This is a genomic window from Rodentibacter sp. (genome assembly GCF_057314195.1).
In genome coordinates this window covers 1-15,305 of the sequence record NZ_DBHLAM010000051.1, presented here as the reverse complement: position 1 = coordinate 15,305, position 15,305 = coordinate 1, and the positions used below count along the sequence as shown (strand labels likewise).

The 15,305-nt window shown below is 44.8% G+C and carries 16 protein-coding genes; 3 read left to right on the top strand and 13 right to left on the bottom strand.

The window, feature by feature from the left end; genetic code table 11:
* Positions 1–57: 57 nt before the first annotated feature.
* Genes ACO59Y_RS07260 through ACO59Y_RS07235 form a run of 6 tightly spaced genes read right to left on the bottom strand, consistent with a single transcriptional unit; the run spans position 58 to position 4,401 of the window.
* Complete coding sequence (locus tag ACO59Y_RS07260; RefSeq protein WP_486131958.1) at positions 58–744, bottom strand: amidophosphoribosyltransferase; 687 nt, start codon at positions 742–744, stop codon at positions 58–60.
* 14 nt (positions 745–758) lie between these two features.
* The gene (locus ACO59Y_RS07255) at positions 759–2,132 is read right to left on the bottom strand and encodes a type IV pilus secretin PilQ (RefSeq protein WP_373604355.1); all 1,374 of its coding nucleotides are present in this window, start codon (positions 2,130–2,132) and stop codon (positions 759–761) included.
* A 20-nt stretch (positions 2,133–2,152) separates the two neighbouring features.
* Positions 2,153–2,548, bottom strand: a complete 396-nt coding sequence (locus ACO59Y_RS07250; protein ID WP_486131956.1) for a pilus assembly protein PilP — start codon at positions 2,546–2,548, stop codon at positions 2,153–2,155.
* 2 nt (positions 2,549–2,550) lie between these two features.
* A complete protein-coding gene (locus tag ACO59Y_RS07245) occupies positions 2,551–3,066 on the bottom strand; it encodes a hypothetical protein (protein WP_486131954.1) in 516 nt (171 codons plus the stop codon).
* On the bottom strand, positions 3,063–3,581 hold the full coding sequence (locus ACO59Y_RS07240) for a PilN domain-containing protein (protein ID WP_486131952.1): 519 nt from the start codon (positions 3,579–3,581) through the stop codon (positions 3,063–3,065). The genes ACO59Y_RS07245 and ACO59Y_RS07240 overlap by 4 nt, the downstream gene beginning before the upstream one ends.
* Positions 3,568–4,401 (bottom strand): competence protein ComA, encoded by an 834-nt coding sequence (locus tag ACO59Y_RS07235; protein WP_486131950.1) that lies wholly within the window; start codon positions 4,399–4,401, stop codon positions 3,568–3,570. Before ACO59Y_RS07235 ends, ACO59Y_RS07240 begins: the two co-directional genes overlap by 14 nt.
* A gap of 98 nt (positions 4,402–4,499) precedes the next feature.
* Between ACO59Y_RS07235 and ACO59Y_RS07230 the strand changes: the two genes are divergently transcribed.
* The gene (locus ACO59Y_RS07230; protein WP_486131948.1) at positions 4,500–7,124 is read left to right on the top strand and encodes a penicillin-binding protein 1A; all 2,625 of its coding nucleotides are present in this window, start codon (positions 4,500–4,502) and stop codon (positions 7,122–7,124) included.
* Between the two features lie 196 nt (positions 7,125–7,320).
* Positions 7,321–8,166: a 23S rRNA (adenine(2030)-N(6))-methyltransferase RlmJ gene (locus tag ACO59Y_RS07225; protein WP_486131946.1), complete on the top strand. Its 846-nt coding sequence runs from the start codon at positions 7,321–7,323 to the stop codon at positions 8,164–8,166.
* On the opposite strand, the gene ACO59Y_RS07220 is transcribed toward ACO59Y_RS07225, so the two are convergent.
* The 6 genes from ACO59Y_RS07220 to rfaD all read right to left on the bottom strand — a co-directional run bounded on the left by ACO59Y_RS07220 (position 8,153) and on the right by rfaD (position 13,570).
* Entirely contained in the window at positions 8,153–8,350 is a 198-nt protein-coding gene (locus tag ACO59Y_RS07220; RefSeq protein WP_486131944.1) for a hypothetical protein, read from the bottom strand. The genes ACO59Y_RS07225 and ACO59Y_RS07220 overlap by 14 nt on opposite strands.
* Positions 8,351–8,379: 29 nt before the next feature.
* A complete protein-coding gene (hslO, locus tag ACO59Y_RS07215; RefSeq protein ID WP_486131942.1) occupies positions 8,380–9,258 on the bottom strand; it encodes an Hsp33 family molecular chaperone HslO in 879 nt (292 codons plus the stop codon).
* 155 nt (positions 9,259–9,413) lie between these two features.
* Positions 9,414–10,376, bottom strand: a complete 963-nt coding sequence (gene rfaC / locus ACO59Y_RS07210; RefSeq protein WP_486131940.1) for a lipopolysaccharide heptosyltransferase RfaC — start codon at positions 10,374–10,376, stop codon at positions 9,414–9,416.
* Positions 10,373–11,278 carry a DMT family transporter gene (locus ACO59Y_RS07205; RefSeq protein WP_486131938.1) on the bottom strand — a complete coding sequence of 302 codons (906 nt, stop codon included), beginning with the start codon at positions 11,276–11,278 and terminating at the stop codon, positions 10,373–10,375. Before ACO59Y_RS07205 ends, rfaC begins: the two co-directional genes overlap by 4 nt.
* The gene (gene waaF / locus ACO59Y_RS07200; protein ID WP_486131936.1) at positions 11,275–12,321 is read right to left on the bottom strand and encodes a lipopolysaccharide heptosyltransferase II; all 1,047 of its coding nucleotides are present in this window, start codon (positions 12,319–12,321) and stop codon (positions 11,275–11,277) included. Before waaF ends, ACO59Y_RS07205 begins: the two co-directional genes overlap by 4 nt.
* Before the next feature lie 325 nt (positions 12,322–12,646).
* A complete protein-coding gene (gene rfaD / locus ACO59Y_RS07195; RefSeq protein ID WP_486131934.1) occupies positions 12,647–13,570 on the bottom strand; it encodes an ADP-glyceromanno-heptose 6-epimerase in 924 nt (307 codons plus the stop codon).
* A 62-nt stretch (positions 13,571–13,632) separates the two neighbouring features.
* Between rfaD and deoC the strand changes: the two genes are divergently transcribed.
* Positions 13,633–14,304 (top strand): deoxyribose-phosphate aldolase, encoded by a 672-nt coding sequence (gene deoC, locus ACO59Y_RS07190; RefSeq protein ID WP_486131932.1) that lies wholly within the window; start codon positions 13,633–13,635, stop codon positions 14,302–14,304.
* An 83-nt stretch (positions 14,305–14,387) separates the two neighbouring features.
* Here the strand turns inward: deoC and mazG are convergent, their stop codons facing one another.
* Positions 14,388–15,176, bottom strand: a complete 789-nt coding sequence (mazG, locus tag ACO59Y_RS07185; RefSeq protein WP_486131930.1) for a nucleoside triphosphate pyrophosphohydrolase — start codon at positions 15,174–15,176, stop codon at positions 14,388–14,390.
* Between the last annotated feature and the right edge of the window lie 129 nt (positions 15,177–15,305).

Sequence of the window (15,305 nt, the reverse complement as noted above, 5' to 3'; positions counted from 1 at the left end):
CCTACTGCAGCATTTTTTCCACTCATTTATTAGGATTGCCGTTACTGATAACGTGAGCTAAGCATGCGCTAGTCCCCATACCTGAATTTCTTTTACACCTAATTGACGCAGTTGTTTGGCAATTTCATTTAAAGTGGAACCGGTGGTAATTACGTCATCTACCAGAGCCACCGATTCATAAGGAAACCCCACGGAAAAATCTACAACGAAAGCGTTTTTCAAATTTCGCCGGCGTGCATGCGCGGTCAATCCTCGCTGGGTATGCGTATGTTTTACCCGCTTAACGATATGGGATAAACAAGGAACTTCAAGCCATCGACTTAATATTTTCGCCAGTAGCTCCGCTTGATTGTAACCGCGTTGCCATTGACGAAAATGATATAGAGGCACGGGAATAATGGCTTGCGGAAAGGTTAAGCCGTGGCTGCGTCTGGCATCATAAGCAGCAAGCAACAACAAACGCGCCAATGTGCGATCAAGCCAAAATTGTTTTCGAAATTTAAACCGATGAATCAAATACGAAAGCGGCTCCGCATAATGTCCGATAACCACCATTCGATCCCAAGCCGGTTCCAGCTGTCGACAATTTCCACAATGGCAAGCAAAATATTGCAAAGGTGCACCGCAACCGCCGCAATAAATGTAGCGTTTCATCTTTCGCTGACAGCTCGAACAAATGCCGTTTGCTCCTTGTTTTAAAGCGGATTGACATAGCACGCAACTAAAATGAAAAAATTTGCTCAAATCCAACCGCACTGTTACCGCCCTTGCTTGCCTCTCGTTTTCTGTTTTAAGGAATCCAACGTTTCCCCTTGTTTCAAAATATGCGGCGTCACAAAAATCACTAACTCACGTTTTTGATGGCGTTCGCTTTCTTTACTGAACAATCGTTTTACCAGCGGAATATCCCCCAACACCGGCACTTTATCCACACCTTTACTAATCGTGTCATGGAACACGCCACCCAATACGATCGTTTCGCCATCTTTAGCAAATACTTGGGTGTTAATTTCTTGCTTGTCGATGGACACCACTTCATTATTTTGCTGCCCATAAGAAACGCGATTGCCAGGTGAATTTTGACTGACCAATAAATCCAATAAAATATTGTTATCTTTGGAAATATGCGGCGTTACTTCCAATCCCAGCACCGCTTCACGGAATTCGACAGATTGTGTGTCATTTTTACCGTTGGTGACCACATAAGGAATTTCCGTCCCTTGTTTGATGCTTGCGCTTTTCTTATTAGTCGTTAGTAAACGTGGGCTGGCAATAATTTCCACGTTGTTTTCACGCTCCAATGCAGTCAGTTCCAAGTCTAATAAGCGTCCGTTAATCTTGGCCACTTGCAGCGCTATCGAACCGGCCGGTGTGGTATTTGCGGCAAAATTCACATTTAAATTTTCCGTTAAATTCGTAAAACCGGCCGCCTCTAAACTCCCGCCCACGCGATAAGCGTTTTCCGTTGGTGCAAAGATTCCCCAACGCACGCCTAATTCCTTCAAACTCTCATCGGTAATTGTCACGATACGCGCCTCAATGGCGATTTGTTCAATAGGTTTATCAAGCTCTGCGATCAGTTTCGCCATATTTTTGACGGATTTCGCTTCATCTTGAATAATCAATAAGTTACTACGATCATCAAAGGCAATCGAACCCGCCGGCGATAACAACGAGCCGCTACCCGTAGTAAGGGATTTCATTACTTCCGACGCTTTGGCGAAATGCAGTTTTATCGTACGGCTGACCAAATTGGATTCCGATTCTTTCAACGCGTCAACGGATTCGCCGACTAACGCCGGTGGCACCGCATTCATCGGTGCGGCAAAGGCTTCCTGCTCGGAACGTTTGCCCAAATAATAAATGTCATCTTCCACACGCAACGACAAACCTTTCATTCTCGCCACAGAACGCAACACGCGATCAAGATCCACATTGTCCAATTGCAAAGAAAGCGATCCCTCCAGTTCGTCATCCACCACTAAATTCGTCCCTTGCACCAGCGCCAACTCTTGCAAGCTTGCCACCATCGGGGCTTGTTTCAAACGAATGGAAAACACTTGATTTTCTTTGAACTCGGCAGCAACCTTCAAACAGCAAAAACTCAACAAAAGCAGACCGTATTTTTTCAACCGATTTATCATAGATACTCCTAAAATCGTACATCTAAAGATTCGGTTTGCTCGCATTGTCCCGCTTTCGGACGAAGCAGCCGCACCCCGTTTTTACCGATTTGTTGCAACAGGTAACTTTCCCGCCCTAACCGATGCCCTTGCTTAGCAATAATTAATTGCTGGCGATCATCTAAAAACAAGGCCTCGGGCACTTGTTTATACATCACTACACCCACCAATTTCAGTTGATCAAACGCAGTTTCAACGGCAAAAACAGGCTCGTTGAAAGAGCATTTTGCCGTGCGTGTTGATATTCTCGTTTCCGACTGAAGTTCACTTTGTCGCTGAGTACGATCAAAAGGATCGGCCGCTTGTCCCGGCAAGTAGGAACACAATCCTAAAATCGCCGTAAAAAAATAGTGAAATTTCCGCACGCTTATTCCTCTCGTTTTAATTGTAAAATCACTTGGCTTTGCACCTGTCCGCGTTCCGTTTTTTGCATTTCCAGTTGAGCGAATGCTAACGCATTCTGTTCGGAAAGCGCGGCAACAAAATCGTGTAACTCTTGAAATCTCCCCACCAACTGAAGCTGTAACACCGGATGAGACGAAAAATCCCATTGATACTCGGTCAATTCGATTTCCTCACTCAACAAACCGTGAATTTGTTGATCTAATGCCACAATCCGCTTGGTTAATTGCGGCGATAACTCATTTCGATCGGAATGTTGTTTTAACGCGATAAGTAATTTTTCTTGGTGAGCGAGTTCTGCCGTCTGTTGTGTCATCTCTTGCCCAATAGACTGCAGCCGTTGATGGCTTTGCCAGTTTTCCCAAATAACGGGAAAATTGATCGCACCTAGGCAAATTGCAAACAAACTCCAATGATAGCGTTTCGGCAACGCCAACCATTTTTCCACTGTCGGCAAACGATATTTGATAAACTTTTTCATCGATCACCCGATTTTATGGTTGAGGAAAGCTCAAACTCAAATGCCAAACGTCCTTGCTCCGGTTTAAATTGAATGAGCTTCACCGAAATGAAATGCGCACTTAAAAATTCGTGTAATCGTTCAAATTCGTCTTGTTCTAAACAAAATCCCTTTAATTGAACAAGATCTTCGTTCAAATTAAAGCTCTCCAATTCACCTTGTCGGAAAGGAAATTGCGGCAACAAGGACAGAATTTGCGTTACGCTCTCGGGCGCAATGGCTTGCAATTCGGTAAAACTTTGTATTGTTTGCTTAATCTGCATAACTTGTCCGGCGGTTTCGGCTAAGCGATTTTTTTGTTGTTCGAGAGTTTGCAAGCGTGCATTTAATTCGGTCTGTTGTTGCTGGTGAAACCAATATAGCGTCGCATAGGCGGTCAATGCGGTGCTGAAAACGACACATAACTTAATCAGAAAAGTGATTAATGCCCTTTGATATTTTTCCAACCGCCAAGGCAATAAATTAATCCCGTTCATCCCTATTCTCTGTTAAATGCGCACTGCCTTGCGATATATTTTGTTGCGGCTCCGTTGTTTGCCAAAGGCAATTTCCTAAGGCAATAAAAGGCGCGTCGGTTGTCACTTGATTCCAATCAGCAGGCAGATCGATTGGTTCACAATCAACCGTTCGATAAAAGTAAACCCGTTCAATCTTTGACTCAAAACGCCGACAAAATTGTTCGAAAAGCGTAATCAAATTTCCCGTTGCTTGTAACATTTGCGGCTGATGAGCGGCTTCCATAAGGGCAAAACAATGTTGCACGTCTTGATACAAATAAAGCGAATTTTCACATCGCTCACTCAAAACGAAATGAAACGCACGTAAAATCGCGTGCGGCATGAGATCTAAAACCTGAAGAGGCAATTTGTCATAATCGCATTGAAAATCCATTGCCGTTTGGCGGCGAACAGCGTGAATATCTAAACGAAAACCTTGTTTCAGAGGCTTTGCCCGATAATCGAACCAAAGTTCGTTTAACGCGATAGGCAATTCTTTTTGCAAGACAAACTGACATTGTCGCTCGCATTCTTGTACGCTTAACGAATGCGGCAAAATCAGCGTTTTAGACCAAGTCAAATGCGGTGAAATGCAGCCAACCACTCTAAGCTGTATGCGTATTTGCGGAAAATCTGCCGTTAAACGTGCCGTCAATTTGGCATAGAGGTTCGTTTCTTCAATAGAAAAAGAAAGAAATTGAACTAGTTTTTGAGGATTGAGCCAAACGACCTGGAATCGTTCGTGTTGTCGGTACACGCCAATTTGAATTACTTGCCGTTTTTTATAAGGCATCAGCATATGCTTTTCCTATTATTTAGGCGGTGAATCTTTTATACTTAGCGACCGAATATAGTTATGACTCCAAGATAAATCATCAAGCAAGAGAGAATTTTACGATGCGGATCGCAAAATTAATATTAAGCAGTCTATTAACCCTGTGTATTTTAGGATTAGTAGCCGGCGGCATACTTTACATTCACCTTAAATCGGCCTTACCTTCGGTGGAAAGTTTAAAAACTGTGGAATTGCAACAGCCGATGCAAATTTATACGGCGGACGGCAAACTTATCGGCGAAGTGGGCGAACAGCGCCGCATTCCGGTGAAGTTGGAAAACGTCCCACAACGCTTGCTGGAGGCTTTTTTAGCAACGGAAGATAGCCGTTTTTATGATCATCACGGTTTAGATCCGGTAGGTATCGCTCGCGCATTATGGGTGGCGGTAACTAACGGTGGGGCATCGCAGGGAGCGAGTACGATTACCCAGCAATTAGCCCGCAACTTCTTCTTAACGCCGGAAAAAACCATTATTCGCAAAGCGCGCGAAGCGGTGCTGGCCATTGAAATTGAAAATACTCTCAGTAAACAAGAAATTTTGGAACTTTATCTAAATAAAATCTTCTTGGGTTATCGTTCTTACGGCGTTGCAGCAGCAGCGCAAACCTATTTCGGCAAATCCTTAGATGAGCTGACCTTATCCGAAATGGCAATTATCGCCGGCCTGCCGAAAGCGCCTTCCACGATGAATCCGTTATATTCACCGAAACGTGCGGAAGAACGTCGCAACGTAGTATTAGCGCGTATGTTGGATGAAAAATACATCACTAAAGACGAATACGATGCGGCAATTAAAGAACCGATTGTAGCGAGTTACCACGGCGCCAAATTTGATTTTCGAGCGGATTACGTTACGGAAATGGTGCGCCAAGAAATGGTAAAACGATTCGGCGAAGAAGAAGCTTACACCCGCGGCTATAAGGTGTTTACCACCATCCTCTCCAAAGACCAAGAACAAGCGCAAAAAGCGGTACGCAATAACTTAATCGATTACGATATGCGTCATGGTTATCGCGGCGGTGCACCTTTATGGCAAAAAAACGAAGCGGTTTGGGATAACGAACGTATCATTGCCTTTTTGAAAAAATTACCGAATTCCGAGCCCTTCATTCCAGCGGCCGTATTAAGCCTTAGCAAAAACGGCGCAGAATTATTACTTGCCTCCGGTGAAAAAATGATGCTTTCTTCCGCAGCAATGCGTTGGACGGGTCGCGCCAATCCGGTGAAAATCGGCGAACAAATTTGGCTTCGACAACGCGACAACGGCGAATGGGTGCTAGGGCAAATTCCGGCGGCTAACTCCGCATTGGTTTCGCTAAATTCAGATAACGGTGCGATCGAAGCCTTGGTCGGCGGTTTTAGTTTTGAACAAAGCAAATTTAATCGCGCAACCCAATCCTTAGTACAAGTGGGTTCTTCCATTAAACCGTTTATTTATGCGGCGGCATTAGAAAAAGGCCTAACCCTTTCCAGCGTGTTGCAAGACAGTCCGATTTCCATCGCCAAGCCGGGACAACCGGTGTGGAACCCCAAAAATTCACCGGATCGTTACGATGGCCCGATGCGTTTACGCGTCGGTTTAGGCCAATCGAAAAATATGATTGCGATTCGCGCGCTACAAACCGCGGGTATCAGCTTTACCGCCGATTTCTTACAACGCTTCGGTTTCAAACGCGAGCAATATTTCGCTAGCGAAGCCTTAGCGCTCGGGGCAGCGTCCTTTACCCCGCTTGAAATGGCGCGCGCTTATGCAGTATTCGATAACGGCGGTTTTTTGATCGATCCTTACATCATTGAGAAAATCCAAGATAACACAGGCAAAGATTTATTCGTGGCAAATCCGAAAATCGCCTGTATTAGCTGTGACAATATTCCCGTCATTTATGGCGAGACCAAAGATAAAATCGACGGTTTCCAAAATATTGCCGAAGTGGCCAAGCCCGAGGATTTAAAAGCGGCGCAAGGCAATACCAACACAGATACGGAAGAAGGCGACGTGCAACCGGAAAACGTGCCGGATTTACCTGAATTACAAACGCAAAACAGTGCATTAAACGACGGCTCGATCGACTTAATGGCTAGCGCCAAAGACGCTTCATCAAAAGTGGAATACGCGCCTCGAGTAATTAGCGGCGAATTGGCTTTCTTAATTCGTAGCGCATTAAATACGGCGATTTATGGCGAGCAAGGTTTAACTTGGAGAGGAACCAGTTGGCGCATCGCTAAAGACATCAAACAGCGTAGCGATGTTGGCGGTAAAACCGGAACCACCAATAATTCCAAAGTGGCGTGGTATGCCGGATTCGGGGCGAATCTAGTGACAACGACTTATGTGGGATTTGACGATAACAAACGCGTATTAGGACGTGGCGAAGCCGGTGCGAAAACCGCTATGCCTGCTTGGGTATCTTATATGAAAGTGGCGTTGGCGGATTTGCCGGAACGTAAATTAAATTTACCGCCAAACATCATAGAAAAAACCATCGACAGCAACTCCGGCTTACTTTCCGAATACGGCGGACGCAAAGAATACTTTATCGTTGGCAGCGAACCAAAACGCACCTATGCAGCGGAAATGCAAGAACGCGGTTATTATGTTCCCTCCGAATTGCAACAACGCTTAAACGGCGGCACCGGTAAAACGCAAGACGCTACCCCGGCAGCGCAACCGGAAGAATTATTCTAATCATCCGGTATGATGCCGCAATGCACAAAACCATTGGAGTGGATTTAAGTTCGACTCACAAATAGCACCGCATTGGAGGTCGCTTCAATGCGGTGCTATTTTGTGAGGTCATTTCAGCCTTGCGTAACAGCGACATAATTTCATCATCCCGAAAGTGTGGTTGTTTTCATCACACTTTTTTAGTTAAGGAGCAATAATGTTAAGCTATCGTCATTCTTTCCACGCCGGCAACCATGCCGATGTACTAAAGCACATCGTATTGATGCTGATCTTGGAAAACCTCAAACTGAAAGACAAAGGCTTTTATTATCTCGATACGCATGCCGGCGTGGGACGTTATCAGCTATCTTCCGACGAGGCGGAAAAAACCGGCGAATACAAAGAAGGTATCGGGCGATTATGGGAACGAACAGATTTACCACAAGAAATAAGTCGCTATGTTGATTTAATTAAAAACTTAAATTTTGGCGCTAAGACGCTTCGTTATTACGCGGGTTCGCCGCTGATCGCCGCACAATTATTACGCCCGCAAGATCGCGCCTTACTAACCGAATTGCACCCGCGTGATTTTCCGCTGCTGCGTAATAATTTCAAAGAGTTTAAAAACGTCAGCGTGAAATGCGATAACGGCTTCCAACAGCTGAAAGCCACGCTTCCGCCGAAGGAACGCCGTGGCTTGGTGCTAATCGATCCGCCGTATGAACTTAAGGAAGACTACGATTTGGTCGTGAAAGCGGCGGAAGAAGGCTACAAACGCTTTGCTACCGGCACTTATGCCATTTGGTATCCGGTGGTTTTACGTCAACAAACCAAACGTATTTTTAAAGGCTTGCAAGCCAGCGGCATACGTAAAATTCTGAAAATTGAACTTGCCGTGCGTCCGGACAGCGATCAACGCGGCATGACCGCCAGTGGCATGGCAGTAATTAATCCGCCTTGGACGTTAGAAAACCAAATGAAAGCAATATTGCCTTATTTGGTGAAAACATTAGTGCCGGAAGGTACCGGCAGCTGGACGGTGGAATGGATTACACCGGAATAACCGGTGGAAAATAAAACGAAACGACAGGCTTCAATGCGGTGCTGATTTGAGAGTTCACGACTACATACGGCTCCGCCCGATTTTCTTTTAAGGTGGCTCGCCTTTTCATTGCAATTGTTCTGCCACATAAAGTGGAAATGACCGCTTCAATGCGGTGCTGATTTCTACTTCCATAAAAAAACAAAATCCCGATAAAAATCGGGATTTTATTAGTTAAGCTTCCGCCTGCGTTGCCGCTTTTAATTTCTCAATCGCGTCTTTATTGAAGAAGTAGTGGGTGCCACAACATTCGCATTGCATATCGATACTGCCTTTGTGTTCTTGCAAAATCTCTTCGATTTCCGCATCAGAAATTAATAACAGCGCTGCACCGGAACGTTCCGCCGAACAACCGCAGAAGAATTGGACATCTTGCGGCGGATACACTTCTACACGCTCTTCGTGATATAAACGATAAAGCATTTCTTCCGCGCTCAAGCCAAATAATTCTTCGTTTTTCGCGGTTGCCGCGAGTGTCGCCAAATGTTCAAAATCGCTCGGCGAGCCTTCGCCGTCCGGCATAATTTGTAGCAACATTCCCGCCGCCACAGGTTTGCCTTCGTATTCGCCGGTGCGAATAATCAGTTGAGTTTGTAACTGTTCGGAACGGGCGAAATAATCTTCTAAACATTCGCCGATCGTCGGTTTATCCAAACCAATTACGCCTTGGTAACGTTCGCCTTCTTTTGGCGCAATCGTTATCACCAATACGCCTTTGCCAACCATTTCGTGCAAACCAATATTCGGTGCAAGTTCGCCTTCAATGCGCGCCAAGGCGCGAATTTGTTGCCGATCGTTAGCGTTAACTAAAGCCAAACGGAGCGGGCCATCACCTTGAATCTGCACGGTAATATTGCCTTCAAATTTCAACGTGGCGGTTAATAACGCAGTCGCCACCATCATTTCGCCGAGCAAATTCTGTACCGCTTGTGGGTAATGATGCGTATTTAAAGTATCCGTAAAACTTTGGTTTAAACGTACCCATTCGCCGCGCACGGCACGATTTTGAAAGAGATAGCGGTAAAGTTTATCGTTGTCTTGTGTGTAATTCATTTGTTATTCCTAATGATAAGTGGACTAAAAGCACGTCAATGAAACCGAGGAAACCGGGATTTCGATTAAATTTTGCCAATGCATTTCTAGCATATTCAGTATAATGGGGACGATTTTTTTGATAAAAACCAATCAATCATATGAAATTGATACGTTTAAAATAAACTTTCTCGCAATGCTTCAATTTTAGCAAAAACCTGTTCTGCTGAAATTTCCGCCATTTTTGATGCATTCAAATGCCATTGATGCTTGCCATAAGTGCCGACCAACTTAGGATCCGTCGCACCGTAAAGCGTAATATTCGGCTTACTTAGCGCTGCGGTTAAATGAGCTAAGCCGGTGTCCACCGAGAGCACCGCATTGGAGGCGGCAATTTGGCTAGCTAATTCGGTTAAAGATAAACGCGGCAATACCCGCACATATTCTCTTCCGCGCGCCAAACGTTCAGCACGCGCTTTTTCCTTCTTATTCCCCCAAGGCAAACGAATTTGCAAGGGAACGGCGCGCATCTTTTCAATTAATTTTTGCCATTCGCTTTCCGGCCAGCACTTGTCTTCCCGCGTTGTACCATGAATAAAAAGCGCATAGGGCGTGGTGTCGGGTTCGGACGAAAAATGAGCGGCGATAGCATAATCGCCTTGCGAACGCGGCAAGGAATAGCCCAAACTTTGGGCGAATAATTGACGAACTCGTTCAACTGCGTGTTGCTGATAAGAAACGGCATATTTTTTATCGTAGAAAAGTGAAGCGAGCGGCTCTCGAATGCTGTGCCAATCGTAACCATGTTTAATTCCATGCGCTAACCGAGCGGCAAAAAAAGCGCTTTTAATCAACCCTTGTGCGTCAATTACCGCATCGTAATGCGCTGTTTGAAGCAAAGCACGGTAATTTTTCCATTCATTTTTTGTTTGCGCAGAAAAGGGCAACTTTTTCCAACGACGCAATGCAATAGGAATCACTTGATTCACCGCCGTATGCCAGCGCGGAATTTCAGCAAAATTTTCTTCCACCACCCAATCCACTTGTAAGTTTGGAATTGCGCGTTGTGCATCGGTTAATGCGGGAAGCGTATGGATAACATCGCCCATGGAGGAGGTTTTGACTAAACAAATTTTCATTTAATTCGACGCCGCCCCCAATGCATAATTCCCAAGCCGGAAACCGCAAGCGTGCCGCCGATAAGCAGCGAGGAATCCACTTGTTCGTTTAACCAAATGGCCGAAAATAAAATACCGAGAATCGGTACGAGAATGATGTATGCCGCCGCATTGCCGGCACCGAGATACTTCACACCATCAAAATACCATGCATAAGCCAATACGGTCGCGCCAAGCGCTAAGCCGATTAAACTAAACCATGTGCTTTGATCCAAGGTGAAAACAATCGCCCAGTCTTGCCAAGACTCTGCAATTAACGCCCCAATAAATAACAATAAAAAGCCAAAAATGGAAGAAATCGTAGTGGCGGTTAACGAATCAATCCCTACCAAGACTTTGCGTGCCAACAAGGTGTACGCCACCCAGCAGACGAGTGCGCCGAGCAATAACAATTGTCCGAAGCCAAAGTTTGTCAACATTTGTGTGGGCTCGCCTTTTGTCATTGCTAACAGGGAACCGGCAACGGCAATCGCCATACCGTTCGCCACCCACTTGTTCCATTTTTCTTTAAATAACCAAATAGCAAAAATTGTGGTGAATACCGGATTGGTTGCCACAATTACCGTCGCTTGTCCCGCCGGCACATATTTCAACCCCCAAATAAAAAACGTGGAATAGCCGAATACACCAAGCAAGGCGGTAAGAAATAAGCCGAGCCATTGATTAGGGCGGAGTTTTTTGGCATAACGAAAACGATTTGCTACGTACAGCCAAATAACCAGTGGAATAATCGCGATAAAAAAGCGCATGCTTGATGCCACAAAAGTAGGCATCGCCTGAGCCACCACGCGCCCCCAAGGCCAAGAAGCGCCCCACAAGATCGCCATGCCGAGTAACTGTAAATGGATGCGTAACGGATTCATTTATTTCCTAATAAAATATGCAATTTTTCCATTACCATGTCGGGCGTAATGTCAATCAAACTTTGATGATACCCTTCCGTGCTATCAGTGCTTTTACGCACTTTGATCAAATCACCTTCAATCAAGCGAATAATCACTGCTTTCTCAGAAAGCGGCGGTGTATAAGTCGGACTGGTTGGACCGTATAACGCGACCAGTGGGCGGTCGGTGGCAGCAGCAACATGCATTAAGCCGCTGTCATTAGTAACGACTGCGGTACAATTTGCGAGCAAATCGACCGCTTGATTTAAATTGGTTTGCCCCGCTAAATTCAAACAAAATGGTTGTAGTTCGAACGGCAACGCATGGCGAATTTGCTCGCCGGCATCCATATCTTTCAGCGAGCCGAACAGTTCCACGGCATAGCCTTGTTCAATCAGCATTTTGGCTAATGCAGCGTAATGATAATGCGGCCAGCGCTTCGCTGGACCAAATTCCGCACCGGGACAAAAGCCGATAATCGGGCGACCGCCTAAAAGTGCGGTCTGTTTTTCAAAGGTTTTGAAAGTCGCCGTCTGTTGCTGCGGTTCAACAACTAAATAGGGTTTGCGCACGGGAATGTCATCTGCTTTTGGCACCGCATTGGATTCAAACGCCAACGCCACATAACGTTGCACCATCATCGGGTAATCTTTTTTATTGGCACGCAAATCGTTCAACAAAATATAACGGCTTTCCCCCTTCCAACCGCGACGACATGGGATTTTGGCAAAAAACGGAATAAATGCAGACTTCAATGAGTTTGGTAACACAATCGCCATATCATATTGGTGACGCAAGGCTTTACCCAAACGATAACGTTCGTATAACGCGAATTTACCATGCCCTAACGGCATTTCAATCGCCTTACGCACTTCCGGCATGCGCGCCAACAACGGCTTACACCAATTCGGTGCCATTACATCGATTTGACAATTCAAATATTGCTGTTTGAGCTGTTGATACAAACTGTGCGACATGATCATATCGCCGACCCAGGACGGGCCAATAATTAAAATATTCACTGCCTTATGCTACCTATGCTAAAAGGGCGGTTAAAAACGCTAAAGTTTTCGATAATTATGTAGCAAATGCACAAAACCATTTGAATTAAGCATGAGTTTGCATCAAACGACAGCACCGCATTGAAAGCGGCTCCAATGCGGTGCTATTTTGCAAGGGTAATTTTAGCGTTGTGCAACTGCTACATAATTTCGAAGTTTTTAACCGCACTTAATTAAAGTCCCGTTTAACTCGCCTAAGCGACTTAGAATTTTTCTAACCTAGCGAAAAAAGCAAATTAGTCTAGGGCATTCTTTGCTTCTTTCTTACACAAGCCAGAAAAAGAAATTATTTATTTAACCATGCCATGTATTCGGCTACGCCTTCCGCCACCGTTTTAAACGGTTTATCGTAGCCGGTTGAGCGAAGTTTGGTTAAATCCGCTTGGGTATATTCTTGATAGCGAGATTTCAAATGTTCCGGGAACGGAATTGTTTCGATTTGACCTTTGCCATGGAATTTCACCACCGCATCGGCAACCGCTTTGAAACTTTCTGCGTTACCCGTGCCGAGATTATAAATACCGGAAATACCATTTTGCCAACACCAAAGGTTCACTGCAGCCACATCGCCGACATACACGAAGTCACGACGGAAATTTTCACTACCGGCAAATAATTTCGGATTTTCACCTTTTAAGATTTGATTATTTAAATGGAATGCGACGCTTGCCATAGCGCCTTTGTGGCTTTCGCGCGGCCCATACACGTTAAAATAACGAAATCCGCATACCGGTGATTTCGCTTCCGGCAAAATGTTACGCACATATTGGTCAAATAAGAACTTAGAATAGCCGTACACATTCAACGGACCTTCAAATTTGCGCTCTTCACGGAAGATTTTAGTATCGCCATAGGTTGCCGCGCTGGAAGCGTAAAGAAATGGAATTTTGCGATCAAGACAATAATGCAACAATTCTTTGGAATATTCATAATTATTATGCATGATGTATTTACCGTCCCATTCGGTGGTGGCAGAACAAGCCCCTTCATGGAACACCGCATCAATGTCACCAAAATCGTCGCCGGCAATAATGGCGGCGATAAAATCATCTTTGTCGCAATAATCGGCAATATCCAAATCCGCTAAATTAGCAAATTTCGTGCCGTCTTTTAAATTATCTACAACTAAAATATCTTTGCGCCCCATATCGTTTAATGCTTTGACGATGTTACTACCAATAAAGCCCGCGCCGCCTGTTACGATAATCATAATATAGTCCTTTCAAAAAAATTTGGCGTATTATATAGCAAAACCAAGAAAAAGGAGAATCTATGAATATGAAACAACTTGCTCAATATATTGATCACACCGCACTAGCTGCTGAGAAAACCGAACAAGATATTTTAACGCTGTGCGATGAGGCAATTCGGTACGGTTTTTATTCCGTATGCATTAATTCCGGCTATATTCCTCTTGCAAAAAAGAAACTGGCCAACACAAAAGTGAAAATCTGTACCGTAGTGGGGTTTCCGTTAGGTGCGAATTTAACTTCCGTGAAAACCTTTGAAGCGGCAGAAGCGATAAAAGCCGGTGCAAACGAAATTGATATGGTGATTAACGTTGGTTGGATAAAATCGAATAAATGGGAAGCGGTAAAAGCGGATATTCAAGCCGTATTCGACACTTGCCGAAGTATTCCACTCAAAGTGATTTTAGAAACTTGCCTACTCAATAAAGAAGAAATCGTAAAGGCTTGCGAAATTTGTAAAGAAATCGGTGTTGCCTTTGTAAAAACTTCGACCGGATTCAACAAGGGCGGGGCGACGGTAGAAGATGTAGCGCTAATGAAGCGAACCGTCGGCAATATCGGCGTGAAGGCCTCCGGCGGCATCCGCGATACCGACACCGCATTAGCGATGATTAAGGCGGGTGCCACACGAATCGGCGCCAGTGCGGGCATTGCAATTATCGGTCAAACCGCCGACCGCGCAGACAACTATTAAAGCCCGCTACGCACTTGCCTTCAATGCGGTGCTAAATCAAGAGATCAAATGAACGAAGGAGAAGGCGTAAACCTTCTCCTTACTTATTTTTCTTCGTTTTTCACTTCATCCCACAACCTATTCATTTCGGCTAAGGAAAGCGCTTCAAGCGAGGTCCCTAGCGCATTTGCTTTTCGTTCGATGTTGCGGAAACGTTGCTCAAATTTATAATTGGCTTTGCGCAAACTCTCTTCGGCATCACATTTTACATGGCGGGCAAGATTCACCGTTGCAAAAATCAAATCGCCGATCTCTTCTTCCAAACGCTCGGCATTTTGCGGTGTTTGAAGCAGTTCCGTTTTCACTTCTTGCAATTCTTCTTCTATTTTCCCGATAACCGGAGGAATTTCACGCCAATCAAAGCCAACTTTAGCGCATTGTTTTTGTAATTTTTGTGCACGAAGCAACGCCGGAAAGGCATGAGGAATTGAATCCAGAATCGAATTAACGACCTTGCCGGATTTTTCTTGCGCTTTAATTTCGTTCCAACGGGCAAGCGCTTCCTCCTCGTTTCCAGCGTTCAAATCTCCGAATACATGAGGATGACGACGAACGATTTTCTGCGCCACATCATTGAGTACATCATCAAAAGTGAAATAATGATCTTCCGAGGCAAGTTGACTGAAAAACACGACTTGAAGAAGGAGATCGCCAAGTTCCTCACGTAAATTGACCATATCTTTCTTTTGAATCGCCTCAATAACTTCATAGGTTTCTTCAATCAAACAAGGAATCATTGAGGTATAATTTTGTTTAAGATCCCAAGGACAGCCACCGTTAGGATTACGAAGTCGAGCGATAAGTCGAATAAAATCTTGAATAGAATAGCTCATAAATAAATCTCAAAAAATAAAAAGCGCTTATTAGTATAAGATTTATTTAAAGATAAAGAAAATTAATATTAATTAAATGGCAGGGGCGGAGAGGCTCGAACTCCCAACACCCGGTTTTGGAGACCGGTG

Coding starts and splice junctions, on each gene's coding strand:
- hslO (WP_486131942.1), bottom strand. CDS start 9,258: ATGAATTACACACAAGACAACGATAAACTTTACCGCTATCTCTTTCAA.
- deoC (WP_486131932.1), top strand. CDS start 13,633: ATGAATATGAAACAACTTGCTCAATATATTGATCACACCGCACTAGCT.
- ACO59Y_RS07240 (WP_486131952.1), bottom strand. CDS start 3,581: ATGAACGGGATTAATTTATTGCCTTGGCGGTTGGAAAAATATCAAAGG.
- rfaC (WP_486131940.1), bottom strand. CDS start 10,376: ATGAAAATTTGTTTAGTCAAAACCTCCTCCATGGGCGATGTTATCCAT.
- ACO59Y_RS07205 (WP_486131938.1), bottom strand. CDS start 11,278: ATGAATCCGTTACGCATCCATTTACAGTTACTCGGCATGGCGATCTTG.
- ACO59Y_RS07230 (WP_486131948.1), top strand. CDS start 4,500: ATGCGGATCGCAAAATTAATATTAAGCAGTCTATTAACCCTGTGTATT.
- ACO59Y_RS07235 (WP_486131950.1), bottom strand. CDS start 4,401: ATGCTGATGCCTTATAAAAAACGGCAAGTAATTCAAATTGGCGTGTAC.
- ACO59Y_RS07225 (WP_486131946.1), top strand. CDS start 7,321: ATGTTAAGCTATCGTCATTCTTTCCACGCCGGCAACCATGCCGATGTA.
- ACO59Y_RS07245 (WP_486131954.1), bottom strand. CDS start 3,066: ATGAAAAAGTTTATCAAATATCGTTTGCCGACAGTGGAAAAATGGTTG.
- rfaD (WP_486131934.1), bottom strand. CDS start 13,570: ATGATTATCGTAACAGGCGGCGCGGGCTTTATTGGTAGTAACATCGTC.
- mazG (WP_486131930.1), bottom strand. CDS start 15,176: ATGAGCTATTCTATTCAAGATTTTATTCGACTTATCGCTCGACTTCGT.